We start from the raw sequence: 25,080 nt of genomic DNA on the forward strand, positions 1-25,080 counted from the left end.
GGGCAGCCCCGCGCCCGCCGATCACGGCCCCAACAACCCCGACAACACCCGGTGCGTCCGGTTCGACCGCACCGCCGCCCGCTGCTGACCCGCCGTCACCTCGATGTACGTCTGCGACGACGCCAACGACGCATGACCCAGCAACCGCATGATCTCCGCCGCGCTCGCCCCGTCCTCCGCCAACCGCGTCGCGAACGTGTGCCGCAACGCGTGCAGCCGCGCGCCGCGCGGCACCCGGTCACCGACGCCCGCCCGCCGGTAACACGAGTCCACCAGGTACTGCAACCCACCCCGGCGCAGCGGCTCACCACGCCGATCCACCAGGAACGCCGAGTCCGGCCGCACCGTACGCGAACCGAACCGCCGCGCCCGGCTCTCCAGATAGGTCACCAGCACCCGGTCCAACTCCGGCTCGACGGGCACCACCCGCGGCCGGCCACCCTTGCCCGCCACGTCCACCCGCCGCTCGCCCGGCCGACCCGCCACCGACGACACCCGCAACGCCAGCAGCTCCGACAGGCGCAAACCCGCGCACAGCGCCAACGCCAGCACCGCCACGTCCCGCTCCGGCCACGGATCCCGCTGCCGGGCGTCCTCGTGCGCCACCGACGCCAGCAGTTGCTCGGGGGTGTCGTCGCCGCGCAGTGGCTTCGGTTGGGACAGCGGGGTACGCGGACGGCCCACCGCCGGCATCGGATTGCCGGCTACCACTCCTTCGGCCACCAGGAAGGTGAAGAACGCGTTCCAGCTCGACCAGGCCCGGTGCACCGACGCCGCGGCCCGGGGGACGGCGAAGCGGGCGAACGCGGCGCGCATCAGGCGGGGGGAGAGGTCGACGACCATGACCTGGGCGAGGGGGAGGGGAGGGGTGCTGACCTCGCCGTCCAGCGTCGCCACGGTGCGCAGATCCCGCCGGTACGCCTCGAGGGTGTGGGGGGAGGGCTTGCGGGTGGCTCGGGCGGTCAGGAACTCCTCGATCAGGTTCTCTACCGATTCGCCCTGTTTGTCATGCATAAGGGATATTATGCATGATTCTCGCCTTCTGGTCGATCGAGCAGGGGGTGGACCGGCTCGCGGCGTGCGTCGGTGGCGGCCGGGAGGCGACGGTTCAGGCAAACAAGGGCCGGGCGGGCGGTCGGTAAGATCACGTGTCGATGGACGATGACCAGGCACTCGACATGATCGCCATTCCAGCGGGCAGGGTGACGGTGTCCGACCGGCGGACGCGGTCCCACTGGTCGGTCGACCTCGCGCCGTACCAACTCGCCGCGGTCCCGGTGACCCAGGCGCTCTACGCCCGGGTCACCGGCCAGTGGCCGAGCGCCGCCGGAGGCGACCGGCTGCCCGTGGAGAGCGTGTCGTGGCGGGACGCGGTGCGGTTCTGCAACAGCCTGTCCCGGCAAGAAGGTCTGCCGCCCGTGTACCGCCTCGACGACGATGGCGTCGAGGCGGACGGGACCGGCGGGTACCGACTACCGACCGAGGCCGAGTGGGAGCACGCCTGCCGGGCCGGTACGACCGGCCCCCGATACGGCCCGCTCGACGAGATCGCCTGGCACCGCGGCAACGCGGAGGGGCGGCCCCATCCCGTCGGCGGCAGGCAACCGAACGCGTGGGGTCTGTACGACATGCTGGGCAACGTCTGGGAATGGTGCTGGGACATCTACGACGCCGAGGTCTACGACAGCTACCGCGTGCTGCGTGGTGGTGGCTGGTTCGACCAGCCCTGGAGCTGCCGGGCCTCGGTACGCCGCCGCAGCCACCCGACGCTCCGAATCGACGACCTGGGGTTCCGCATCGCGCGCAGCCCGCGTTGACGCCGCGCAGGGCTGGTCCACCGCTACCGGGGAAGGACCCCGACACCTTACTTGACATAATGTACATTATCGAACCTTTCTGGCGGCTGTCCGGCCCGCTGGCAGGCGACCCGGCCACGCGCCTGGACGGACGGTCCGGACCCGCCTGGCAAACCGGCTTCGGGTCGGGATCTGTCGGAACTTCCGGAGTGCGACGTGAAGCGGCGAGCAGCGACGCCCGGGCAACTTCCGGAAATCTTCGTGGTTGACCGGCCGGTCCGGCGCTCCTAACGTTTCGTTCTAGTTGCGGAAATCGATCCGGAACTATCGGTGGCGCTCGCGGCCGCACGCCCCCGAGCTTTCCCCGCACGGCACCGCTGCGGCGCCGTGGAGTCCCGCATTCTCCCGGCGCCACGGCGGTCCACTCCGGAAGGACAGCAGATGAAGCTGAGACGGTGGACAGCCGTCGCCGCAGTCGCCGTCGCGACCGCGGCGGTGCTCAACACCCTGCCGGCCACGGCCAGCCGCCCGTACGACCCGACCGCACAGAGCCTGGGCGCGCTCGGGCAGCGCCACGGCCTGTACATCGGCACCGCGGTCGACATGGACGCCCTCGCCGACCCGAACAACCCGAAGTACCGTCAGCTCGCCGCTTCGGAGTTCTCGTCGGTGACCGCCGAGAACGTCATGAAGTGGGAGAGCCTGGAGCCGACCCGGGGCAACTACAACTGGGCCCAGGCCGACGCGTTGGTCGACTTCGCCCGGCGCAACGGCCAGCGGGTCCGTGGGCACGTCCTGGTCTGGCACAACCAGGTGCCCGGCTGGCTGACCAGTGGGGTGGCCGACGGTTCGATCACCCGCACGGAGCTGCGCGAGTTACTGCGGAGGCACATCACCACCGTGGTCAGCCGCTACCGGGGCCGGATCTGGCAGTGGGACGTGGTCAACGAGGCCGTCAGTGATCCGTGGGACACCCCGCCCACGTTGCACTACAAGGGTTTCTGGGCCCAGCACCTGGGGCCCGGGTACATCGCCGACGCGTTCCGCTGGGCGCGGGCGGCGGACCCGAAGGCGTTGCTGTTCTACAACGACTACAACATCGAGGCCTTCGGGTCGGGTGATCCGGCCAACGACAAGACCCAGTTCGTGTACGACATGGCGAGGCGTCTGCTGGCCGAGGGCGTGCCGATCGACGGTGTCGGCAGCCAGGGCCACCTCGGTACCCAGTACCCCAACTACGACACGTTCCAGGTGACCGCGGCGCTGAAGCGGTTCTCCGCTCTCGGTCTGGCCACCGCGTTCACCGAGGTCGACGTGCGGAGCCGGCTCACCGACGGTGTGCTGGCGGGTGACGCCGAGGAGATCAACCCGCGCTTGCAGGCGTCCGCGGCCAACTTCAGTGTGCTGATGAAGGCGTGTCTGGCCGACCGGCACTGCCTGTCGTACACGGTGTGGGGTTTCACCGACCGGCACTCCTGGGTGCCTGGCACGTTCAAGGATCCGCCGCAGGGTATGGCCACCCTGTACGACGAGCAGTACCGGCCGAAGCGGGCGTACCAGGAGATCAGGTCTGACCTGGTCTTCGCCGGCCCGCCGTACGTCCTGCCCCGGGCGACGCACCGTCCGCGTCGCTAGGGCGGTCCGGGTCCGGTGGCGCGCGGTCAGTCGTCGTGCCGCCGGACCCGGTTCGGTGTCCTCTGTGGTGTGCGGGGTGGCGGTCGCGGGTCGTTCAGATGCCGCCGGCGACGCGCAGGACAGCGCCGGTGGTGTACGAGGCGTCGGGGCTGAGCAGCCAGGCGACGGCTCCGGCGACCTCGTCGGGTTCGCCGGGTCGGCCCATCGGGATGCGGTGGGCGACGCGGTCGGGGCGGTCGGGCATCGCGGAGAGGGTGTGGATGTCGGTGCGGATGGTGCCGGGGGCGACGGCGTTGACGCGGATGCCGTGCGGCGCCAGTTCCTTGGCCAGGCCGATGGTGAGGGTGTCGGTGGCGGCCTTGACGGCGGCGTAGTGGACGTACTCGCCGGGGCTGCCGAGGGTGGCGGCGGCCGAGGAGATGTTGACGATGGCGCCGCCGGTGGTGAGGCGGCGGGCGGCCTGCTGGGCGCAGAGGACGTAGCCGATGAGGTTGACGTCGACGACGTGGCGTAGGTCGTCGACGCGCAGGTCGGTGAAGGGCCCGATGGGGCTGGTGACGCCGGCGTTGTTGACCAGGCCGGTGAGTGGGCCGAGTTCTTCGGCGGCGTCGAAGAGCCGGGTGACCTGGTCGGGGTCGGTGGTGTCGGCGGGTACGGCGACGGCGTGGCGGCCCCGGGCGCGGACGTCGGCCACGACGTGTCGGGCGGCGTCGTGGTCGCGGCGGTAGCCGATGGCGATGTGGTGGCCGTCGGTGGCGATCCGGCGGGCGACGGCGGCGCCGATGCCGCGGCTGCCGCCGGTGATGATGGTGACTGTCAACGGTCCTCTCTCCTGCCCCGGCCGATGGTGGTGACCCTACCGGGCGGGTTGCTGACGGCGTGGTGGTGTGAGGTCGGGTGGGGATGACGAGTTGCCGGGTGGCTCGGGTCATCGCGACATTGGGGTACACCGCTCCTTCCGGCACCGCTGTTGACGGGTGGCCGCGGGCGTTTCGTGGCGGGCTCTAGGCTCTGCGCGTCGGGGTGCGGTGAGGCGGAGGTGCGCGGTGCGCGGTGTGGGTGTCGGTGACCTGGTCGAGGACTTCGAGTTGCCGGACGAGACGGGTACGCCCCGGCGGCTGTCGGAGTTCCTGGCGACGGGTCCGGTGGTGCTGTTCTTCTACCCGGCGGCGATGACCCGGGGATGCACGGTGGAGAGTTGTCATTTCCGGGATCTGGCGGCGGAGTTCGCGGCGGTGGGCGCTTGCCGGGTGGGCGTCAGCCGGGATCCGGTGGACCGGCAGGCGGAGTTCTCCCGGCGGCACGGGTTCGACTTTCCGTTGTTGTCGGATGCCGACGGGCGGGTGGCCGAGGTGTTCGGGGTGCGGCGACGGCTGCCGTTGGGGCCGTTGGGCACGCGGCGGATGACCTTTGTGATCGGGGCGGACCGTCGGGTCCTCGCGGTGATCCACAGTGAGCTGGACATGAACGGTCACGCCGATCAGGCGTTGCGGGCACTCGGGGGCTGATCTTTTCTCTGTCGCAGCCGGCTGGTATCAAGGGCGGAATCAAACACGTGTACGGAAGAGGGCTGTGATGGCGGGCCAGGGTTTGTCCGATGACGAGGTGCGGGGCATCCGGGAGGCGTTGGCGGCGGGTCGCAGACCCAAGGTGGTGTTCACCGTCTCGGCGGGGCAGATCGCCGGGCAGGTCGGTCAGGTGGTGGAGTTGACCGACCCGGCGGTCTCCGACGAGTTCGTGGTGGTGCGGTTCGGTCGGGACGAGTTGCCCTTCTCCCCCGCTGACGTGGCGATCGCCCCGAGGGGGGCGGGACGCAGAGCGGTGGAGGCGAAGCCGGAGCCGCCGGTCGAGGAGGCGGCGGTGGCGCCGGAGTTCGTGTTGGACACGCCGCCGGTGCCGGCACCGCGTCGGGAGGAGCCGAGGGTGGAACAGCAGGCGGAGCCGAAGCCGGCGCCGCGGCGGCCGGTGAAGGCGGTCAAGCCGAAGGGGCCGGCGGGTTTGACGGTCACGCTCGCCTACGCCGACGGTGAGTGGACGGTGGCGGCGCAGCAGGGCACGAAGGCTCTCGCCAAGCCGTACGTGGTGAAGCCGGCCGAGGCGTTGCGGATGGTGGCGTTGGTGGACGTGCCGGGGGTGCAGGAGGCGGTGGAGCAGATCCTGGCCGCGGAGCGGGCCGAGGCCGAGCAGCAGGCGGAGAAGCTGCGCGCCGAGTTGGCCGAGATCGAGGCGCGGTTGGCGGAGTTGCGCGAGGCGGGCTGACGTCGCCGCCGGGTGTGGTGCCGGTTGGTCGACACCTGGTTGCGGCAGGTGGCGGTGTCCCTGGTTGCGGGGTGCCGCCACCTGCCGGTGTGGGTCAGTGTCGGGGGATGTTGGCGACGCCGATCCGTTTGCGGAACACCCAGTAGGTCCAGCCCTGGTAGGCCAGGACGATCGGGGTGAACAGGACCGCCACCCAGCTCATGATCGTCAGGGTGTAGGGGGTGGCGGCGGCGTTGGTGGCGGTCAGGGTGCCGGCCGGGTCCAGGGTGGATGGCAGCACGGTCGGGAACAGCGCGGCGAACAGGGTGGCCACGGCCAGGCCGATGGCCGCGGCGGTGCCGGTGAAGGCCCAGCCCTCGCGGCGTACCCGGGCGGCGGCGAGCCCGCCGAGCAGGGCGAGGGCCGCGCCGGCGGCGAGCACGACGGCGGCGGCGCTGGCGCGGATGGTCAGCGTCCAGGCCAGGAACGCCACTGTGACGGCGGTGGTGCCGGCGCCGAGGCGCACGGCGAGGACGCCGGCCCGCTGGCGGATGTCGCCGGTGGTCTTGAGAGCGATGAACACCGCGCCGTGGGTGAGGAACAGCGCCGCGGTGGTCGCTCCGCCGAGCAGGGCGTAGGGGTTGAGCAGGTTGAACAGGCCGCCGGCGTACTCGTGGTCGGCGTCCAGGGGTACGCCGCGCAGGATGTTGGCGAAGGCGACGCCCCACAGGATCGCCGGGACGAGGGAGCCGACGACGATGGCGGTGTCCCAGCGGTGTTTCCACTGCGCCTCGGGGCGCTTGTGCCGGTACTCGAAGGCGACGCCGCGGGCGATGAGGGCGAGCAGGATCAGCAGCATCGGCAGGTAGAAGCCGGAGAGCAGGGTGGCGTACCACTCGGGGAAGGCGGCGAACATGGCGCCGACGGCGGTGATCAGCCAGACCTCGTTGCCGTCCCAGACGGGGCCGATGGTGTTGATCAGGACTCGGCGTTCCCGGTCGTCGCGGCCGAGGACGGGCAGCAGCATGCCGACGCCGAAGTCGAAGCCTTCGAGGATGAAGTAGCCGGTGAAGAGCACGGCCACGAGGAGAAACCAGATGGTGGTCAGGTCCACGACGGGCTCCGGGGTCAGTAGGCGAAGGCGAGCGGGCGCTCGGTGTCGTCGGTGTCGTCGGTCACGGGTGTGGGGGTGACGTCGGGGACGCCGGCGCGGGCGTAGCGGATCAGCAGTTTGCACTCGATGACCGCGAGGGTGGCGTAGACGAGGGTGAAGGCGGTGAAGGAGGTCAGCACCTCGGTCAGGGAGACGCTGCGGGACACGCCGTCGCGGGTGAGCATCTCGCCGAAGACGATCCAGGGTTGGCGGCCCATCTCGGTGAAGATCCAGCCGAAGGAGTTGGCCAGCAGGGGTAGCACGGGCAGGATCAGGCCGGCGCGCAGCAGCCAGCGGCTGGTGGGGGTGCGGCCCTTGCGTTGGGCCCAGAGGATCAGCAGGGCGATCGCGGCGGCGGCCAACCCGAAGCCGACCATGAACCGGAAGCTCCAGTAGGTGACCGGGATGATCGGGGTGTAGCTGCCGGCGCCGTACTGGCTGGCGTACTGGGCCTGGAGGTCGTTGATGCCGTGCACGGTGCCGTGGGGGTCGCCGGTGCCGAGGTACGACAGCAGGTAGGGGATCTTGATGGCGAACAGTTCGCGGCTGCCGTCGAGGCTGCCGATGGTGAGTACGGAGAACGAGGCGGGGCTCTCGGTGGTGTAGAGGCCTTCGGCGGCGGCCATCTTCATCGGCTGGACCTGGGTCATGATCTTGCCCTGGATGTCGCCGGTGATCAGGACCAGTGCGGTGGAGGTCATGACGACCCAGGCGCCGAATCTGGTGGCGAAGCGGTAGGTGCTGGTGTCGGCGCTGTCGGGGTGGCGCATGACGTGCCAGAGGCCGACGGTGAGCACCAGTGAGCCGGCGACGAGGAAGGAGCCGGCCAGGGTGTGCGGGAAGGTGATCAGCGCGACCTTGTTGGTGAGCACGGCGAGGAAGTCGGTCAGTTCGGCGCGTCCGGTGTCGGGGTTGATCCGGTAGCCGACGGGGTTCTGCATGAACGAGTTCGCGGCGAGGATGAAGTAGGCGCTGAGGTTGGTGCCGATGGCGGCGGCCCAGATGCTGGCCAGGTGCAGTCGTGGGGGCAGCCGGTCCCAGCCGAAGATCCACAGGCCGATGAAGGTGGATTCGAGGAAGAAGGCGACGAGGGCTTCGATGGCCAGTGGGGCGCCGAAGATGTCGCCGACGAAGCGGGAGTAGTCGCTCCAGTTCATGCCGAACTGGAATTCCTGCACGATGCCGGTGACGACGCCCATCGCGAAGTTGATCAGGAAGAGTTTGCCGTAGAACTTGGTGAGTTTGAGGTAGCGCTCGTTGCCGGTGCGGCGCCACAGCGTTTGCAGGATGGCCACCAGGACCGACAGGCCGATGGTCAACGGCACGAAGAGGAAGTGGTAGACGGTGGTGACACCGAACTGCCAGCGGGCGACGTCCAACGCGTCCACCGGTGACCCCCTGATAGTCGTACTACAAGACGTAGTAAATACTACTTGCTGTCGTAGGAGATACGGCGGGGCGGGAGAGCTCGGACCGGCCCGGGAACCATGACCTTGATCACCTCGCCGCCCGTCCCGGGTGCTCTCCGCCCGCCGGCACGCCGTGCGACCATCCACTCCTGATGGAGACCACCAACCCATGGCGGCCGCCGGCGTTCTGGCGTGCCGCCCAGGCCCTCGCCCACGCCGCCGTGACCCTGCTCGCCCGGCTCGAGGTCACCGGCGACGTGCCGCGGCACCTGCGCCACGGCCCGCTGATCCTGGCCGCCAACCACATCAGCCCGTTCGACCCGATCGTGCTGGCGGCGGCCTGTCGCACCCGGGGCATCGCACCACGGATCATGGCCACCGGCGGGCTGTTCCGCACCCCCGTCATCGGTCCGCTCATGCGCCACGCCGGACACCTGCGCGTCGACCGGGGCACCGACGCCGTGCACCGGGCCCTCGACGACGCCACCGCGGCCCTCGCCGCCGGATCGGTCGTGCTGGTCTATCCCGAGGGGCGCATCGGACTCGACCCCGGCATGTGGCCCGAACGCGGCAAGACCGGCACCGCCCGGCTCGCCCTCGCCAGCGGCGCGCCGATCGTGCCGGTCGCCCAGTGGGGTTCCCACGAGGTGCTCCCCTACCGAACGCCGAAGGGGATGCTGCGAGGCGTCGTCCGCGCGCTGCTGCGCCGCCCGGTCATCAGGATCCGCTTCGCCGCCCCCCTCGACCTGCGCGACCTCGACCCCGACACACCCGGCGCCGCCCGGCGCGGCACCGACCGGATCATCGACGCCGTCACCGAGGCCCTCGTCCCGCTACGCCCGGACGAACCGGACCGCCCCCGGCACGTGGATCCCGGCCGCCCGGTCGACACCAGCCGCGCCCACCGCCGCCGCCCACCGGACTGAGCCCGGCGGACGGCGGCGGCGCGGTCAGCCGGCGTTCAGGAGCGGCACCAGGTGCTCCTCCTCGTACGCCAGGTGCGCCTCCACCTGGCCGGTCAGGCGCTCCACCTCGGCGCGCAGCACCTCCCGGTCGACCGCCGGGGTGGCCAGCACGATCCGCAACTCGTCCAGCAGTGCCGCCATCGCCCGGTGCTCGGCGTCGAGACGGGCCAGCACCGGGGCGAGATCCGTGCGGTGGGCGGCCAACCAGGCAAACATGCCGGCGTCCTCCCGCTCGTGGTGCCCACGCAGCCCCTCACAGATGGTCAGGCACGTCACCCGCATCTGCGCGCCGACCGTCGGCCCGGCCGCGGCCACCTCCTGCCGGATCAGCGCCAGCTCCCGCCGGAACGCGTCGTGCACCGCCACCAGCGCGGCGCCGGGCGGGCCGGGCGGCGGCGTCGGCGGGCCCGGCACCGGGGACAGCGCCACCACCGGCAGGGTCCGCCCGGACTGACGCTGGTACTCGGCCCAGCCGGGGTCGGCCTCCACGGCGCGGGCGAAGGCGCGGTCGCGGTCGCCGCCGGTGAGGACCTCGGCGCGGGCCTGGTAGGTGAAGACGCCGTCCTCTCGAACCAGCCTCCGACCCGGCCGGCGTTGGCGCGGAACTCCTCGATGACAGCGTGATTGATGGCGTACGGCATGCGTGTGGGTGCTCCCGGGAAGGCGTGCGCGCCGCGCGGCGGCGCGGTGTGGGTGTGGAAGAAGGGGTTGGGTGTGGAAGAAGACAGCAGGGCACGGCGACGACACGCGTCGACGGTGGAAGAGCCGGGGGTGAGACGCCCGCGACCGGGCGGTCAACCGCGGTGGACGGCGGGCCCCGGGCCCACCCGGGGCTCACGCGCCAGCCGGGTGCCCTGTCCGCTCGTGGCCTCTGATGGCCGACCCGGCAGTCACGACATCGACCCTAGGATCCGGTCGCGCCCCGGTCAATCGCCCACCGCGCAACCCCCCCGGGCTGCGACCGGTGATGTGGTGGGGCCGGGCGACAGGGCTGGCCGTCAGCCGGTCACCTGCCGGCCACGACGGGCGGGCATACTGCCTCGCGTGCTGACCCGGTACGGCTACCTCGACTCCCCCGCGCCGCTGGCCTTCGCCCACCGAGGGGGCGCCGCCGACGGTGACGAGAACACCGTCGAGGCGTTCGCGCGGGCGGTCGGCCTCGGCTACCGGTACCTGGAGACCGACGTGCACGCCACCGCCGACGGGGTGGCCGTGGTGTTCCACGACGCCACCCTGCAACGCCTCACCGGCCAGCGGGGACGCCTCGCCGACCTGCGCTGGGCGGACCTGACCTCGGTACGCGTGGGTGGCGCGGCCGTCGTACCCCGGCTCGACGAGGTGCTGGCGGCCTGGCCGCAGGTCCGGTTCAACATCGACGTCAAGGCCGACGGCGGCGTCGAGCCGACGGTCGAGACGGTGACGCGGGCGGGCGCGGCCGAGCGGGTGCTGCTGGCGTCCTTCAGCGACGCCCGGCTGATCCGGCTGCGGGCCCTGACCGAGGGGCGGGTCGCGACGGGCCTCGGTATGCGCGGGGTGGCGCGGCTGCGGCTGGCGTCGCTGCACGGGTGGCGGCTGCGGCTGCCGCCCTCGGTGGTCGCCGCGCAGGTGCCGCCGCGCTACGGGCGGGTACCGGTGGTGGACCGCCGGTTCCTCGCCCACTGTCACCGGTTGGGCCTGCAGGTGCACGTCTGGACGATCGACGAACCTGCCGAGATGCACGACTTACTTGATCGTGGTGTGGATGGCATCATGACCGATCACGTCGGCGTGCTGCGCGACGTGTACCGCAGCCGCGGCCACTGGGCCGCCTGAGTACCGGCAAAGGAACCCGATGGCCGAGACCGTCACCCCCGCGGTGCAGGAGCCACCGCCGGCGAGCACCCGTCGGGAACGCCGTGGCTGGTACCTCTACGACTGGGCCAACTCGGCCTTCCAGACCACCGTCATCACGGTCTTCCTCGGTCCGTTCCTCACCACCGTCACCGAGCTGGCGGCCGGCTGCGAACTCGGCGCGGACAGCTGCGACGGCTACGTGCGCCCGCTGGGGATCCGGGTCGCGGCCGGCTCCTACTACCCGTACCTGATCTCGCTGTCGGTGTTCCTCACCGTCTTCGTGCTGCCGGTCGTCGGGGCGATCGCCGACCGGTCGGCGCACAAGAAGCGGCTGCTGGCCGGCGCGGCCTTCACCGGCGCGGGCGCGACCATCGCGATGGCCTTCGTCACCGGCGAGCGGTACCTGCTCGGCGGCGCGCTGTTCCTGATCGCCAACATCGCCTTCGGCGCGGCGGTGGTCGTCTACAACTCGTTCCTGCCGCAGCTCGGCGGCCCCGACGAACGCGACGGCATCTCCAGCCGAGGCTGGGCCATCGGCTACCTCGGCGGCGGGTTGCTGCTCGCGCTGAACCTGGTCGCGGTCTCCCTGCTCGGCGAGGAGGGCAACCCGCAGCGCTCCCTGGACCTGGCCCGCTGGTCCATCGTGTCCGCCGGCGTGTGGTGGGCGGTGTTCACCCTGGTGCCGCTGCGCTGGCTGCGGGAGCGCCCCACCGCCGCGGCGCTGGCCGGCGGCGGCAACGTGCTCACCGACGGTTTCCGGCAGCTCGGCCGGACATTGCGCGAGATCAAGGCGTACCCGCTGACGCTGTTCTTCCTGCTCGCCTTCCTGGTCTACAACGACGGCATCCAGACCGTGATCACCCTGGCCAGCCAGTACGGCACCGAGGAGCTGAAGCTGGAGCAGAGCACCCTGATCGTCACCATCCTGCTGGTGCAGTTCCTCGCCTTCGGCGGCGCGTTGCTGCTCGGCGCGCTGGCCCGGCGCATCGGCGCGTGGAAGACGGTGCTGCTGTCCCTGGCGCTGTGGACCGGTGTGATCGTCGCGGCGTTCCGGCTGCCCGCCGAGGCGCCGCTGCCGTTCATGCTCCTCGGCGCGGCGATCGGTCTGGTCCTCGGTGGCAGCCAGGCGCTGAGCCGGTCCCTGTTCAGCCAGCTCATTCCCGCCGGCAAGGAGGGCGAGTACTACGGCTTCTACGAGATCAGCGACAAGGGAACCAGCTGGCTCGGACCGCTCGCCTTCGGCCTGGTGTTCCAGCTCACCGCCTCCTACCGGGTGGGGCTGGTCTCCCTGCTGATCTTCTTCGTGGTCGGGTTCGCGCTGCTGGCCGCCGTGCCGATACGGCGGGCCATCATCGCCGCCGGCAACACCCCGCCCCGGGTGCTCTAGACGCCCGACCGGCCCGATCGGGGCGGTTCGATCGGCTAGGCTGCCCCGACGTGACCGACGACGCCGCTGCCACCCCGACCTGCCTGGCCCGCCCGCTCCCGGGCCCGGACGAGGGCCTCACCGGATGCGCCGCCGCAAGGGGCGTCGACGGGCGACCGTTGCACGCCGCCGCGCTGAAGTTCTTCTGGGGGCCGATGGACTGCGGCAAGTCCACCATGGCCCTGCAGATGAACTACAACCACGCCCGGCAGGGTCGTCGCGGCCTGGTCACCACCCGCATCGACCGGTCACTGGGCCCCCAGGTCACCAGCCGCATCGGCCTGGCCCACTCCGCCGTCGAGGTCACCGACTCCCTCGACCTGCGCGCCCTGGTCCGCGACAGCTGGGCCGAAGGGGTACGCGTCGACTACCTGATCTGCGACGAGGCGTCGTTCTACGACGTGGCGCACGTCGAGCAGATGGCCGAACTGGTCGACAGCTTCGACGTCGACGTGTACGCCTTCGGCCTGGCCACCGACTTCCGTTCCTGCCTGTTCCCCGCCGCGCAGCGGCTGTTCGAGCTGGCCGACGAGGTGGCCCGCATCCAGGTCGAGGTGCTGTGCTGGTGCGGCCGGGAGGGACTGCTCAACGCCCGGGTCGTCGGCGGGCGGGTGGTCCGCGAGGGCGAGCAGGTCGTCATCGGCGACACCGTGCAGACCGCCGAGGTGCGCTACCAGGTGCTGTGCCGGCGGCACTACCGCTCCGGCGACCTCGGCCCACGCGCCTAGAACGGATCCCCGCACACCCGCCAGCCGCCGTCCTCCTTCACCACCGACAGGACCCGCTGCTCACCGGCCCCGCCCTCGCGGGTCAACCGGACGGCCACCTCACCGACCGGACGGCCGGCCTTCGTCCGCACCGACACACGCTGGATCTCGTAGCCGCTGACCACGGGCGGGGTACGCACCCAGCCGGTGAAGCCGACCTCGCTCCACCTCTCCCGGGCCCGCGCGCAGAGCCGTTCGTAGGCCTGCTCGACCTCGCCGGCGGACAACTCCCGCAGAAACCCGTCGGCGGTCTGCCGGACCGGGCCGCTTGCCCCCGTGACCACCTGCACGTTCCACGCGCCCAACCCGGCCGCCCCGACCAGGCACAGGAGGATCGCGAAACCACCGAGCAGCAGAGAGGTACGCACCGGCCGGCGTGGCCGGGCCGGTCGGGTCCACCCCTGCTCGCCGCCCATCACCTGCGACCGTATGCGTCCGGCCGGCCCTCCCGCAGGCACATCGACCCGGTCGCGCCGGCCGGTGGCGACCGTCTACCGTCGGCGCACACCCGGAGAAGGAGCGACGGATGAGCCGCTACGTGCAGCCGGCACCCGCCCCCGACGACCCGTACGCCGACGACCCGTTGCTGCGGTCCTGGCTGGAACGCCAGCTCGGCCCCGCCGGGCACGCCGCCGCGCGGGACCGCCTGACCGACCTGGCCGCCGCCGTGAGCGGCCCGCTGCGCGCCGCGCACGCCGACGCCGAGGCACATCCGCCCACCCTGGTCCGCTACGACCCGTGGGGCGCCCGGGTCGACCGGATCGACACCTCCCCCGGCTGGCACGCCCAGCGCGCCGCCGCCGCCCGGCACGCCGTCGTCGCCCTGCCGTACCTGGAGTCGGCGCGCGGCACGTGGGGCGCCGCGGCCCGCGTCGTCCAGCACGCCCTGCTGCACCTGTACGCCCCGGAGTCGGCGACCTTCTCCTGTCCGGTGGCGATGGCCGACGGCGCGGCGGCGCTGCTCAGCCTGCCGGAGGTCGACGCGGGCGTCCGGGATGCCTGGCTGCCCCGGCTGACCTGCACCGACCCGGACACCGCGATCGTGTCCGGGCAGTGGATGACCGAGTCGCAGGGCGGCTCCGACCTGTCCCGGTCCACCACAACCGGCCGGCCCGCCGCCGACGGGTCGTGGCGGCTGACCGGGGAGAAGTGGTTCTGCTCCGCGGCCGACGCGCCGGTGGCCGTGGCGTTGGCGCGTCCCGAGGGCGCCGGCCGGGGCAGCCGCGTGCTCGCGCCGTTCCTGGTTCCCCGCTACGCCGCCGACTCGCCTCTGGCGGGAGCCAGCGTGCCGGCGGACGCTGCCGCGCCCGGGGTGACCGTGCGCCGGCTCAAGGACAAGCTCGGCACCAGGGCGCTACCCACCGCCGAGATCGGGCTGCGCGACGCGTACGCGGTGCCGCTGGGCGACCCGGCGGTGCCCGGCCTGGTCCGGGCGATGACCCTGGTGGTGGTGACCCGGGTGCACAACGCCAACGCCGCCGCCAGTGGCATGCGGCGCGGCCTGGCCCTGGCTCGGGCGTACGCGCGGGCCCGGCACGTCGCCGGTGGGTCGCTGGCGGACAACCCGCTGCACCGGGCCACCCTGGGCGCCCTCGCCGTCGACGCGGCCGGCGCGTTCGTGCTCGCCGGTCACGCGTTCGCGCTGCTCGGCCGGGCGGAGGTGGGTGCCGACCCGGCTGCCGCCGCCGAGTTGCGGGTGGTCGCACCGCTGGCCAAACTCGCCACCGGCCGGCTCGCCGTGGCCTCGGCCAGCGAGTACGTGGAGGCCTTCGGTGGCGCCGGGTACGTCGAGGACACCGGCGTGCCGCGGCTGTTGCGCGACGCGCAGGTGCTGCCGATCTGGGAGGGCACCAGCAACGTGCTCGCGGTGGACGTGCTGCGCGCGGTGGCCCGGGAGGACGCCGGCGCGCCGCTGTTGCGCCGCCTCGCCGAGGCCACCGACCTGGCCCGCCGGTTGTCACCGGCGGTGGCCGGCACCCTCGCCTCGGCCACCCGGCAGCTACGCGCCGCGCTCACCGAGGTCAGCGCCGACATGCGGGCGGTCACCGTGGTCGCCGGCGCGCGAGGGCTGGCGCTGCGGATGTCGTACGCGCTGGCCACGGCGCTGCTGGTGGAGCAGGCGGCGTGGGGCGACGACCGGGCCGAGGTGGCCGCCCGGCTGTGGGCGCGCCGGTGGCTGCGGCACGAGGACATCGCCGCCGACGCACACGAACACCTCGACGCACTCTGCTGAGAGGCTGGCACCGGATTGGAGACTTGAGCCGCGATCTGTGCGCGGATCACGGCTCAAGTCTCACAAGGAACATCAATGAGAAAATTGAGGCATGACCGCCGATGAGATGATTCGTTACATCCGCGACACCTTCGAGGGGGTCGACGCGCCCGAGGCCCGGGGCGACACCTTCTTCATCTACGACCCGTGGCGCGACCTGCCCGACTCGCGACGGATGCCGTTCGCCACGATCGTCACCGGTGACCACGAGTACGACAGCGCCTCGGCCCTGGACCGGCCGGGCGCGTGGCGGCTCAACATCGGCCTGACCCGGGCCCGGTACGCCCGGTTGTTCCCGACCGTCCCCGTCGACGTGGATCACCGCGTGGTCGACACCCTGCTGCCGCACCCGGTCTACGCGCCGCAGCGCTGGGTGTGCGTGGTGAACCCGGGTGCGGGCACCGAGGCCCTGGTCCGGGACCTGCTCGACGAGGCGTACGCGTTCGCCGTGCGCAAGTACGACAACCACCGCCGACGGGGATCATGAACCTGTCGGACACGGCCGGTGGACTGACGGTCGGCATCTGCCCCCGCCCGCGGGGCTGACCGGATCGCGGCTGGCCGTGCCCCGCCAGGCGTGCCCCGGTCAGCCGCGCCGGCGGGCGCGGGCCGCCCAGATGACGTACGCCGGGTCGCGGTCGAGGTTGTGCCGGTCCCGGTCGTACCGGCGGGTGGTGCGCGGGTCGGCGTGACCCATCGCGTCCTGCACGTCCTCCAGCGGCACCCCCTCGGCGCGGGCCGTGGTGGCGAAGGCGTGCCGCAGCGAGTGTGGCGACAGCTTCGCCGCCGCAGGGATCCCGGCGGCGCGGGCGAGGCGGCGCACCAGCCGGAACACCGAGTGCCGGTCCAGCCGTGCCCCGGACGCGGTGACCAGCAGCGGCCCGGTGAGCTGCTGCACCGGCACCCCCTGGGCGGCGGCCCGGGCGGCCAGGTACGCGTCGAGCGCGTACGCGGTGCCGGGGGTGAGGGCCCGGCGGCGTGGCTTGCCGCCCTTGCCGACGAACCGTACGCTGCGGTGCCCGCGTTCGGCCCCGAGATCGGCCAAATCGAGTGAGACCAGTTCGCCGACCCGCAGCCCCAGGTCGGCCAGCAGTGCGATCGCGGCCCGGTTGCGGGCGGCGGTCGGGCCGGTGTCCGCGTCGGCGGCGGCCAGCAGGGCGTCCACCTCGTCCGGGGTCAGCCCCACGGTGGCCGAGTGGTCCCGGTCGATGCGGGGCCGGTCCGCGCCGGAGACCGGGTTCGCCTCGACGGCCCGCAGCTTGACCAGGAACTCGTACCAGCTGGACAGGGCGGAGAGCTTGCGGGCGACGGTCGCCGGGGTCAGCGGGCGGCCGGTCCGCGCGCCCACGGTGGACTCCAGTTGCCGGGCGTAGGCGTTGACGTCGAGGAAGTTGGCCGCCAGTGGGTCCAGTTCCCGGCCGGCGCACCAGGCCAGCCAGCCGGCGATGTCCCGCCGGTAGGCGTCGCGGGTGTGCTCCGACAGCCGCCGGTTGCGCAGCCACGCCTCGGTGAAGTCGACCGGGGCGCTCGGTAGCGCCGGCCGGGGCGCGGTGGCGGGCAGGACGAGGTCGGAACGCATGTGAAAAAGGTTCTCAGGTGCGGCGGTGTTTCACCACGAGGCGCGCCCGAGGCGATGCGTGGGGCACCGGCTGCCGCGGGCGCCAGACACTGTCCGCCTCGATGCCCTGGCCGGACCGGCTGGGGGCGGCACGCGGCGCGGAGCTGGATCCGGGCGTGACAGAGGGTGCACCTCGTGGCTCTGCACGCCCCCGGGGAAACAGCAGCGCCGAGCTGGCGGAGTTGTCCGCTGGTGCGCGGTCGACGGCTAACGGGGCGATCGGTGGGTCCGCGTGGGGGGTCTACCGCCCGTCTGGGTGGTCGTCGGCGGTGAGGTCGTCGGCGGTGAGGCGCCGCTCCAGGCGGCTGAGCAGGTCGGCGCATTGTCGGACGGTGTCGAGGTCGTCGCCCAGGACGCCGGCGAGTTCCCGCGCCCAGGCGGTTCGCAGCACCCGCAGGTTGGTCGCGGCGAGCTCGGTCGGACGCACGGCGATTCGCCGCCCCATGGTGGCGGTGCGGGCGACCATGCCCTTGCCCTCGAGGCTTCGCAGAGCCGTGCTGACATTCGTGCGCTGCAACCCGGCACGACGGGCGATCTCGCTGGGAGCAGCTCCGGGATGTAGATCCACGACCCGCATGACCTGCCGTTCCGTCTCGGTCAACGGCACCACCTGCGGACCCTCCGGCGTACGGGCGCGCACCAGCCGGCCGATGTTGAGGATCAGATCGGCCAGATCCGCGAGCGGGCCCTCGGCGTCGACCGCGCCTGCGGCGGCGGTGTTCGTGTCACGGGACATGGCGTCATCCTAGTGGATTATGGCATCATAACTATGTGCCCATAACTCGCGGTGTGGAAGACGGAAGGACGGCCCCGACGGCTGACGGCGCAGGCCCCGTGAGGCCGGTGACGACGGGGCGCCGGGGCCGGCTGGCGCTCATCCTCGGCTCGCTGAGCGCCTTCGGCGCGCTCACGATCGACATGTACCTGCCGGCGATGCCGGTCATGGCGTCCGAGCTGCGCACCAGCGCGCCGACGGTCCAGTTGACCCTGACGGTGTTCGTCGTCGGCCTCGCGGTCGGCCAGGTCGTCGTCGGCCCGTTGTCGGACACGTGGGGCCGACGACGGCCCCTGCTGGTCGGCACGACCGTGTACGTCGTGGGGTCGCTGTGGTGCGCGCTCGCGCCCACCGCGGGCTGGCTGATCGGTGGCCGGATCCTGCAGTCGTTGGGCGCCGCGACGGGCATGGTCCTGGCCCGCGCCGTCGTGCGTGACCTGTTCCACGGCACCGCCCTGACCCGGTTCTTCTCCACCCTCATGGTCATCAACGGCGTGGCTCCGATCGTGGCGCCTGTCATCGGCGGCCAGCTGCTGACCGTCGCCTCCTGGCGAGCGGTGTTCCTCACGCTGGCCGCCGTCGGTGCCGTGCTGCTGCTCGCGGTCGTCGTCGCGTTGCCCGAGTCCCTGCCGGCCGGCGACCGCGCGCCGGCTCACCTGCGCGCGGCGCTGCGGACCTTCCGGATGCTCGTCACCGACCGGCACTACCTGCGGTACGTGCTCGCGGCGGCGCTGATGTTCGCCGCCGTCTTCGCCTACATCTCCGGCTCGTCGTTCGTCCTGCAGGACACCTACGGGCTGACGGCCCAGCAGTTCAGCCTCGTCTTCGGCCTCAACGGCCTGGGCATCGTGCTGCTCGGGCAGGCGGGCGGCCTGCTCGTCGGGCGCGTCGCCACCGCGCACACCCTGCTACGCGCCAGCCTGGCGGTGGCCGCCCTGGGCTCCACCGGCGTCCTGACCAGCGTCACGCTCGACCTCCCCCTACCGCTGCTGCTGGCCTGCCTGTTCACGGTGGTGTCCATGCTGGGCGTCGTGCTGGCCAACGCCACCTCCCTGGCCATGGCCGGCCACGGCTCCGCGGCCGGCGCGGCCTCCTCCCTGCAAGGACTGCTGCAATTCCTTGTCGGCAGCCTCGCCGCCTCTGCGATGAGCCTGCCCGGTCACGTCACCGCCACGGCCATGGCCACCACCATGCTGGTGTGCTCCGTGGCCGCCCTGGTCGTCCTCGGCGCCCGCCGGTGAACGCCTGCGCGCAGGCGTGCGGCGCCAAACCCGTTCGTCGGGTCCTTGGTCCGGGCCACCCGACGGTCTCGGTCGGGGCCGGCCGGTGGGATGGAGGGGCGCCAGTCCGGCGGCGTGAGCCCCAGGCAGCTCCCGCCGCCGGACTGACGGTCAGGCGGTGAGCTGCTTGTGGCCGTTGCCGTTGCTGCCCGCGGTGATGGTGACCCGGCGCGGCTTGGCCCGCTCCGCGATCGGGATGCGCAGCGTCAGCACCCCGTTGTCGTAGCCGGCCTCCAGCCGGTCGGTGTCGAGGGTGTCGCCGAGGAACAACTGCCGGCTGAAGGTGCCCATCGGGCGCTCGGCGGCGACCAGTTCCACCTTGTCGCTGGTGGGGCGACGGCGCTCGGCGCGTACGGTCAGCACGTTGCGCTGCACGGTGCAGTCGATGCTGTCCGGGTCGACGCCGGGCAGGTCGAACGCGGCGTAGAAGTGGTCGCCGTCGCGGTAGGCGTCCATGTGCATCACGGCCGGTCGGTTGGGGGTGCCGAAGAACTGCTCGGCGATCCGGTCGATCTCGCGGAAGGGGTCGGTACGCATCAGCATGGTCGTGCCTCCTCGGTTTCCTCGGGCCGAAGGTTCTCAGGTTGAGCCTGGTTGGCTCAACTTCCTCTTCAGTATGTAGCGCGCGCGACGGCCGTCGTCAACCCGACGGGAGAAGCCTCTCGGACCACGCGTCGACCCGCCACCTTCCCTCACGTGCGCGGGATTGGCCGCCACACGCCGGGCGGGCGGCGACCGTGGCGGCCGCCGCCCGCCCGGCGTGTTCCGCGAACGGACACCGCGGGTGCGCGCTCAGCGGGAGCGGGCGGGCAGCAACGCGACCAGTGGCGCCGCGACGGCCAGGTGCGCGACACCCAGCGCGACCTTGGCGCCGACGCTGGCCTCGGTGGCGACGACGGGGATCAGGGAGAGCAGGGTCAGCGCCGCGGCGAGGGCGGTCCAGATCACGGCGGCGTGCCGGCGGACCAGGCGCTCCAGGACGACCAACCCGAGCCAGCCGACCAGCGCAGAGCCGAGGGAGAAGATCACCACGGGGGCGAGCCCGACCACGAAGGCCGGCTGACCGGGGTTCACGACGGTGTAGTCGACCCCGGCGATCGCGCCGATCACCCAGACGAGCGCGGGGGCCAGGACGGCGGCGGCCACGCCGAGGGCGCGTCGACGCAGGGGCGGGTTCACGGTGGAGGGGTGGGCGGTCGCGGTCATGCGTGCTCCTCAGTCGACGGACGAACACATACGACCGTAGCAGATAATCTGACTATGAACTATGTGGCACCTAACTAACAGGCGGGGCGGCTCCCCGGGCCGCAGCCACCGCCGGCGAGCCGGCCGGCGACCAGGCTGCTGATCGACCGAAGGAACACCTCGCGGTCAGTCTCGGGCAGCGCCGACAGCACATCCCGCTGGATCTCCGCGGCGATCTCCTGCGCGCGCTCGAGCACCCGCTCACCCTCGGCGGTGACCTCGATCAGCCGGGCGCGACGGTCGGTCGGCGACGGTCGGCGACGCACCAGACCGGCAGCCTCCAACTGGTCGAGCGTGACGACCATGGTGGTCTTGTCGATGCCGCACAGGTCACCGACCTGGCGCTGGGTTAGCCCACCCGGGCGCGCCTTGAGCAGCACACAGTGTGCCCGTGGGGAGATGCCCAGCTGCGCCACGCCGGCGGCGTGCTCGACCATGAGCGCGTTACTGGCCCACGACAGCAGGAACATCAGGTCGGGGCCACCGCCCGGAGCGCACGAGGTCATGGTCGAAGGCTAACAAGATCGTCCCGGGCTCGGGTCGCTCGACGGCTCCACCCTCAAGGCGCCTGACGGGCCCGACCATCAGCCACCACGGGTCACAGGAACCGGTGCATGACGTGCAGGCCCACCCGTCCGCGGGTCGGGTGGTCGAAGGCCTCCGGCACCGTGCCCACCACGGCGAACCCGAGCCGCCGGTACAGCCCCACCGCGGCCTCGTTGCCCTCGACCACCGCGTTGAACTGCATCGCCGCGTACCCCTGCTCACGGGCCCAGGCCAGCGCGTGCGTGGCCAATGCCCGGCCCACGCCCCGACCCCGCGCGTCCGTCGCGACCATGAAGCTGGCCGTGGCGACGTGCCGGCCGGGGCCCGGCCGGTTACGGCCCATCTTCGCCGTGCCGAGAACACGGTCGCCGTCGACCGCGACGACGGTACGGCCCGGCGCGGCCTCCAGCCACACCTCCCGCAACACCGCGTCGGGCCATGCCGGGTCGTACGGAAAGGTGTCACCGGCCCGGACGACCTCCTCGACAATCGTCCGCACCGCCGGCCAGTCGCCCTCGTCGAAGCCCCGGATCAGCACGGCAGCAGGGTAGGTGGCCACCCACCGTCGCCGCCACCGGATTGATCCACGCGCCGCTCGGGTCGTTTGGCTGCGACGCGAACGGTTCACAGGGCGAGGCGGTCACCAGCCGACCACCGCTCGCACTGACGCGGGGGCCTGGGACGGGAGCGTCAGCGGCAGCGGAGGTAGGCGTCCAGTGTGGCGGCGCCGGTGAGCATGGCGCGACTCCTGGCCGAGAGGCGGGCCCGCCAGTCGCCCAGCATCGACTCCAGCGGTGCGACCCCTCCGGCGCAACGGACCTGGGCGATCAGCGGGGCGATCTGCTCCAGCAGGTAGCCACCCCGTCTGAGCTGGTGGACCAGTAGGGCGTCGCGTACGTCGGCCGCGCTGTAGACCCGGTAGCCCGTCCGTGGATCGCGACGTGGCTGGACCAACCCGGCGCGTTCCCACTTCCGTAGGGTGGCCGGGCGGATGCCGAGCCTTCTCGACAGGGGACCGACGAACGTGTCGCCACGTTCCGGCGGCACCGGCGCGAGGTCGCGAAGAGCGGCCTCGACAGCCTGGAGGGTGCGGCGGTCGTCGAGAAGTTGGACGTGGCTCTCGTCGATGATCCGGTACGCATCCTCGGTCGCGTCACGGTTGATCGCCTGCATGATCGACGTGGCCGTCTGGTGGCCGTGCCCGGCCACCAGGGCGAGGAACGCGCGCAGGGCTTGCGCGTGCAGCGCCGTGTACCTGCGGTAGCCGTGGGGGCTGCGTTCGGCGCGCGGGAGGATGCCGGCCGCCTCGTAGTTCCTGACCGCCTGCGCGGACAAACCGTGCCCACGCGCCAGGTCGACCGGCCTGAGCCGCCTGCTGTCTTGAAGGTTTCCCGTCACTGTCCTGCCAATACTGCCGAGAAGCCTCAACCGTCAGTTCAACGATATCGTTGAGGAAATGATCGAAGGCATCACAGACACCGCGCACGCCGTTGACGCCGCCACCGTCATGAGGCTGCTTCCGGCCCGGCCACGGCTGCTCGCCCTCGGCGAGCCCACCCACGGCGAGGACGTTCTGCTGGAGGTGCGCAACGAACTCTTCCAGCAACTCGTCGAGCACGAGGGCTATCGGACGATCGCGATCGAGAGCGACTGCATCGCGGGCCTGGTCGTGGACGACTACGTCACGTCGGGCACGGGCACCCTCGACGAGGTCATGGAACGTGGCTTCAGCCACGGGTTCGGCGCGTCCGCGGCCAACCGCGCGCTTGTGCGCTGGATGCGCGCGTACAACGACGGCCGGCCCGTGTCCGAGCGGCTGCGTTTCGCCGGTTTCGACGGCCCGCTGGAGATCACCGGTGCCGCGAGCCCACGGCGGGCCCTCACCGCACTTCACGCCTACCTCACCGCCTGGGTCGGCGCCGATCTGCTGCCCTGCACCGCGGAAACGCTGGATCGCCTGCTCGGCGCCGACGACCGGTGGACCAGTCCCGCCGCGATGATGGACCCGTCCGAGTCCGTGGGACAGACGCCCGAGGCCCAGCAGCTGCGGCTGCTCGCCGACGACCTGGTAGCCCTGCTTGACACGCAGACGCCACACCTCGTGACGGCGTCCTCGCGGGACGACTGGAACCGGGCACGCATGTACGGTCGTACCGCCACCGGGTTGCTGCACTACCACCGGTGGATGGCCGACCCGTCGCCGAGCCGGGTGGCGCGGCTGCTGGGCCAGCGGGCCTCGATGATGGCCGCCAATCTACTCGCCATCGCCGAACACGGCCCGGCGCTGGCGCACGCCCACAACGGGCATCTGCAGCGGGACAGGAGCAGGGTGCAGATGAGCGGCCAGCCGGTGCACTGGTGGAGCGCCGGGGCGATCGTCAGCGCCCAACTGGGCGAGGGGTACGCCTTCCTGGCCACAGCTCTCGGCACGATCCGCCACCACGGTGTGGAGACCCCACCCCCGGACACCATCGAAGGGCTTCTGTACGCGCTTCCGGAGGACCGGTACGTCGTCGATTCCCGCCGACTCGCCACCATCCTCGGCGACATGACGCCCGCTCCCCGGGTGTCCCCGTGGTTCGGCTACTCGCCGCTGGACCCGACCCACCTGGCGAGCACCGACGCGATCGTGTTCGTCCAGGACGCTCCCGAGGGACAGGCGTGGTGGCCGGTGGCGTGAACACCGACAGGTGATCAACGGTTGGCGGCCGGGCGTCGCCGGCTACTCGTCGACGACGTCCGGCCCCAGCGTACGGCCGGGCTGCTGACGTTCGGTGTCCGATCCACTCTGCTGTTGCCCGTTGCCTCTGATACGAGCGGACGGGATGACCGGCTGTCCTGTCGACAACGTGAGTCGGCGTACCTATCCAGACTGAGCAGTCGCCCTCCGGAGTTCCTTCAGCCACTCGATGCCGAGCCGGTGGCCGTCGGGGAACTGGTCGTCGCGATCCCAGCGCCACGCTGTGATCATCGCCAGCATGAGGGTTCGGCAATCTCGGAGCAGCTGGTGATCGACGCCCGGGTAGTGGCCTGCGACCTCGTCGGGCGCGTGGGCCAGGTCGAACTCGATCGGCCCGCGGCAGCACGTCTCGAAGTCGATGAAGAGCGGTCCAGCCTGGGTCGAGAGCAGGTTGCCCGGATGGGGTTCGCCGTGCAGGAGCTGCTCGGGCCGGCCGCTCTCGCTGACCGCTCGGCGCATGCGGTCCAACGTGCTGGCGAGGAAGACCCGGTCCGGGTCAGCCAGTTCCGGCGTTCGGGCGTGGTCGGCCACGAGCGCCCGGGCCTCAGAAACCCGGGCCGTGAAGTGCGGGGTGGGCAGGTCAACCTTACGCATTCCGGCGTGCAGACGTTCGAGCGCGCCGCCGTACTCCGCGTTCGGGATCGGTTGAGTAGTCACCGGTTCGTAGTAGGCCCAGAGACTGACCACGTAGTCGCCCCGGACGAAGACCTCGGGTGATCTCAGCGCGGCCACCGGGCTCCCGACCTCGGCCAACCGCTGTGCGACGTCCACTTCAAGCTGGGCGCACTGGTGCGCCGCCGCCGCCACCCGCGCCACCCGCGCCAGCACGTCGCAGGGTTGCAGACGCAGGGTGAGCTTGTTCGAGTTGTGCAGGACGGTGGCGTCGTGGGCGGTTAGGCCGAGTGACGAGGCGCTCCATATGGCTGCCCGTGTTGCCTGCCGAGCCTCACACGCCTGCATCGCAGCACCGTAGCTCAGGGTTCGTGGCGCAGCAGCCGTATTTCGGGTCCACCAACGTACCTCGCCCTCGTTCAGGACCGAGTCACCGATGGTCCGGCGTCTCCGTTGCGAGCGACGTGTCAGCTACAGCGGGACCGGACAGCCGGGCCAAGAAGAGGCCAGCGGGCACGCTGGCGAGCACTGCAACAGAACAGACATTATGGTGTGCCCCCGTTATGCCCGTTATGTCGGCGCATTTACTGGATTAGCATTAACGAAAATCCGATAATCGCGGCCTTGGCTCCTGCGGACGCCTCCGGCGAGCGTCGGAGGCCAGCGGTGACGTCAGGGCCGACCCTCGCGCCACATGCTGAAGCACTCGAGCGCAGATGTGGTTCGGACAGTGCCGACCTCAGGCCAACCGAGACGACTGGCAACCATCA

The 25,080-nt window shown here is 71.8% G+C and carries 26 protein-coding genes; 12 read left to right on the forward strand and 14 right to left on the reverse strand.

The window, feature by feature from the left end:
* Window positions 1–21: 21 nt before the first annotated feature.
* On the reverse strand, window positions 22–1,014 hold the full coding sequence (locus E1165_RS15275) for a tyrosine-type recombinase/integrase (protein WP_132391965.1): 993 nt from the start codon (window positions 1,012–1,014) through the stop codon (window positions 22–24).
* Window positions 1,015–1,154: 140 nt separating this feature from the next.
* On the opposite strand from E1165_RS15275, the gene E1165_RS15280 reads away from it, so the two are divergent.
* Window positions 1,155–1,817: a formylglycine-generating enzyme family protein gene (locus E1165_RS15280; protein ID WP_207916902.1), complete on the forward strand. Its 663-nt coding sequence runs from the start codon at window positions 1,155–1,157 to the stop codon at window positions 1,815–1,817.
* A 420-nt stretch (window positions 1,818–2,237) separates the two neighbouring features.
* On the forward strand, window positions 2,238–3,431 hold the full coding sequence (locus tag E1165_RS15285; protein WP_132391967.1) for an endo-1,4-beta-xylanase: 1,194 nt from the start codon (window positions 2,238–2,240) through the stop codon (window positions 3,429–3,431).
* Between the two features lie 94 nt (window positions 3,432–3,525).
* On the opposite strand, the gene E1165_RS15290 is transcribed toward E1165_RS15285, so the two are convergent.
* Window positions 3,526–4,251: an SDR family NAD(P)-dependent oxidoreductase gene (locus E1165_RS15290; protein WP_132391969.1), complete on the reverse strand. Its 726-nt coding sequence runs from the start codon at window positions 4,249–4,251 to the stop codon at window positions 3,526–3,528.
* Between the two features lie 226 nt (window positions 4,252–4,477).
* Between E1165_RS15290 and E1165_RS15295 the strand changes: the two genes are divergently transcribed.
* Together E1165_RS15295 and E1165_RS15300 are read left to right on the forward strand one after the other, a co-directional pair.
* Window positions 4,478–4,939 (forward strand): peroxiredoxin, encoded by a 462-nt coding sequence (locus tag E1165_RS15295; RefSeq protein ID WP_132391971.1) that lies wholly within the window; start codon window positions 4,478–4,480, stop codon window positions 4,937–4,939.
* A gap of 67 nt (window positions 4,940–5,006) precedes the next feature.
* Complete coding sequence (locus E1165_RS15300; protein WP_132391973.1) at window positions 5,007–5,690, forward strand: hypothetical protein; 684 nt, start codon at window positions 5,007–5,009, stop codon at window positions 5,688–5,690.
* Between the two features lie 94 nt (window positions 5,691–5,784).
* Here E1165_RS15300 and cydB read toward each other — a convergent pair whose 3' ends face one another.
* Window positions 5,785–6,783: a cytochrome d ubiquinol oxidase subunit II gene (gene cydB / locus E1165_RS15305; RefSeq protein ID WP_132391975.1), complete on the reverse strand. Its 999-nt coding sequence runs from the start codon at window positions 6,781–6,783 to the stop codon at window positions 5,785–5,787.
* Between the two features lie 14 nt (window positions 6,784–6,797).
* Window positions 6,798–8,210: a cytochrome ubiquinol oxidase subunit I gene (locus tag E1165_RS15310; protein WP_132391977.1), complete on the reverse strand. Its 1,413-nt coding sequence runs from the start codon at window positions 8,208–8,210 to the stop codon at window positions 6,798–6,800.
* Between the two features lie 173 nt (window positions 8,211–8,383).
* Here E1165_RS15310 and E1165_RS15315 point away from each other — a divergent pair, with 173 nt between their 5' ends.
* Window positions 8,384–9,157 (forward strand): 1-acyl-sn-glycerol-3-phosphate acyltransferase, encoded by a 774-nt coding sequence (locus E1165_RS15315; RefSeq protein WP_132391979.1) that lies wholly within the window; start codon window positions 8,384–8,386, stop codon window positions 9,155–9,157.
* A gap of 24 nt (window positions 9,158–9,181) precedes the next feature.
* Here the strand turns inward: E1165_RS15315 and E1165_RS15320 are convergent, their stop codons facing one another.
* Entirely contained in the window at window positions 9,182–9,685 is a 504-nt protein-coding gene (locus E1165_RS15320) for a hemerythrin domain-containing protein (RefSeq protein ID WP_207916903.1), read from the reverse strand.
* A 555-nt stretch (window positions 9,686–10,240) separates the two neighbouring features.
* Between E1165_RS15320 and E1165_RS15325 the strand changes: the two genes are divergently transcribed.
* From E1165_RS15325 to E1165_RS15335, 3 genes are read left to right on the forward strand one after another with little or no spacing between them, the layout of a single operon-like run.
* Window positions 10,241–11,008 (forward strand): glycerophosphodiester phosphodiesterase, encoded by a 768-nt coding sequence (locus E1165_RS15325; protein ID WP_132391981.1) that lies wholly within the window; start codon window positions 10,241–10,243, stop codon window positions 11,006–11,008.
* Window positions 11,009–11,027: 19 nt separating this feature from the next.
* On the forward strand, window positions 11,028–12,416 hold the full coding sequence (locus E1165_RS15330; protein ID WP_132391983.1) for an MFS transporter: 1,389 nt from the start codon (window positions 11,028–11,030) through the stop codon (window positions 12,414–12,416).
* 50 nt (window positions 12,417–12,466) lie between these two features.
* Window positions 12,467–13,183 carry a thymidine kinase gene (locus tag E1165_RS15335; RefSeq protein WP_132391985.1) on the forward strand — a complete coding sequence of 239 codons (717 nt, stop codon included), beginning with the start codon at window positions 12,467–12,469 and terminating at the stop codon, window positions 13,181–13,183.
* Here E1165_RS15335 and E1165_RS15340 read toward each other — a convergent pair.
* Window positions 13,180–13,638 (reverse strand): hypothetical protein, encoded by a 459-nt coding sequence (locus E1165_RS15340; RefSeq protein WP_132391987.1) that lies wholly within the window; start codon window positions 13,636–13,638, stop codon window positions 13,180–13,182. The genes E1165_RS15335 and E1165_RS15340 overlap by 4 nt on opposite strands.
* A gap of 110 nt (window positions 13,639–13,748) precedes the next feature.
* Here E1165_RS15340 and E1165_RS15345 point away from each other — a divergent pair, with 110 nt between their 5' ends.
* Complete coding sequence (locus E1165_RS15345) at window positions 13,749–15,455, forward strand: acyl-CoA dehydrogenase family protein (protein ID WP_132391989.1); 1,707 nt, start codon at window positions 13,749–13,751, stop codon at window positions 15,453–15,455.
* Between the two features lie 91 nt (window positions 15,456–15,546).
* A complete protein-coding gene (locus tag E1165_RS15350; RefSeq protein ID WP_165945230.1) occupies window positions 15,547–15,981 on the forward strand; it encodes a DUF6194 family protein in 435 nt (144 codons plus the stop codon).
* A 99-nt stretch (window positions 15,982–16,080) separates the two neighbouring features.
* Here E1165_RS15350 and E1165_RS15355 read toward each other — a convergent pair whose 3' ends face one another.
* A complete protein-coding gene (locus tag E1165_RS15355; protein WP_132391991.1) occupies window positions 16,081–17,073 on the reverse strand; it encodes a tyrosine-type recombinase/integrase in 993 nt (330 codons plus the stop codon).
* Between the two features lie 280 nt (window positions 17,074–17,353).
* Window positions 17,354–17,848 carry a MarR family winged helix-turn-helix transcriptional regulator gene (locus E1165_RS15360; protein WP_132391993.1) on the reverse strand — a complete coding sequence of 165 codons (495 nt, stop codon included), beginning with the start codon at window positions 17,846–17,848 and terminating at the stop codon, window positions 17,354–17,356.
* 107 nt (window positions 17,849–17,955) lie between these two features.
* Here E1165_RS15360 and E1165_RS15365 point away from each other — a divergent pair, with 107 nt between their 5' ends.
* Window positions 17,956–19,128 (forward strand): multidrug effflux MFS transporter, encoded by a 1,173-nt coding sequence (locus E1165_RS15365; protein WP_243704789.1) that lies wholly within the window; start codon window positions 17,956–17,958, stop codon window positions 19,126–19,128.
* A 150-nt stretch (window positions 19,129–19,278) separates the two neighbouring features.
* Here E1165_RS15365 and E1165_RS15370 read toward each other — a convergent pair whose 3' ends face one another.
* The 5 genes from E1165_RS15370 to E1165_RS15390 all read right to left on the reverse strand — a co-directional run bounded on the left by E1165_RS15370 (window position 19,279) and on the right by E1165_RS15390 (window position 22,356).
* Window positions 19,279–19,710, reverse strand: coding sequence for an Hsp20/alpha crystallin family protein (locus E1165_RS15370; RefSeq protein WP_132391997.1), 432 nt, complete (start codon window positions 19,708–19,710; stop codon window positions 19,279–19,281).
* Between the two features lie 249 nt (window positions 19,711–19,959).
* Window positions 19,960–20,373, reverse strand: coding sequence for a DUF6069 family protein (locus tag E1165_RS15375; protein WP_132391999.1), 414 nt, complete (start codon window positions 20,371–20,373; stop codon window positions 19,960–19,962).
* Between the two features lie 74 nt (window positions 20,374–20,447).
* Window positions 20,448–20,918 (reverse strand): MarR family winged helix-turn-helix transcriptional regulator, encoded by a 471-nt coding sequence (locus E1165_RS15380; RefSeq protein ID WP_132392001.1) that lies wholly within the window; start codon window positions 20,916–20,918, stop codon window positions 20,448–20,450.
* A 92-nt stretch (window positions 20,919–21,010) separates the two neighbouring features.
* On the reverse strand, window positions 21,011–21,496 hold the full coding sequence (locus E1165_RS15385; protein ID WP_132392003.1) for a GNAT family N-acetyltransferase: 486 nt from the start codon (window positions 21,494–21,496) through the stop codon (window positions 21,011–21,013).
* 152 nt (window positions 21,497–21,648) lie between these two features.
* Window positions 21,649–22,356 (reverse strand): TioE family transcriptional regulator, encoded by a 708-nt coding sequence (locus E1165_RS15390; protein WP_132392005.1) that lies wholly within the window; start codon window positions 22,354–22,356, stop codon window positions 21,649–21,651.
* A gap of 58 nt (window positions 22,357–22,414) precedes the next feature.
* On the opposite strand from E1165_RS15390, the gene E1165_RS15395 reads away from it, so the two are divergent.
* Window positions 22,415–23,638, forward strand: coding sequence for an erythromycin esterase family protein (locus E1165_RS15395; protein WP_132392007.1), 1,224 nt, complete (start codon window positions 22,415–22,417; stop codon window positions 23,636–23,638).
* A gap of 183 nt (window positions 23,639–23,821) precedes the next feature.
* Here E1165_RS15395 and E1165_RS15400 read toward each other — a convergent pair whose 3' ends face one another.
* Window positions 23,822–24,658, reverse strand: coding sequence for a phosphotransferase family protein (locus tag E1165_RS15400; RefSeq protein ID WP_132392009.1), 837 nt, complete (start codon window positions 24,656–24,658; stop codon window positions 23,822–23,824).
* Between the last annotated feature and the right edge of the window lie 422 nt (window positions 24,659–25,080).

The sequence above is a fragment of the Micromonospora sp. KC723 genome, assembly GCF_004348595.1.
GTDB lineage: Bacteria > Actinomycetota > Actinomycetes > Mycobacteriales > Micromonosporaceae > Micromonospora.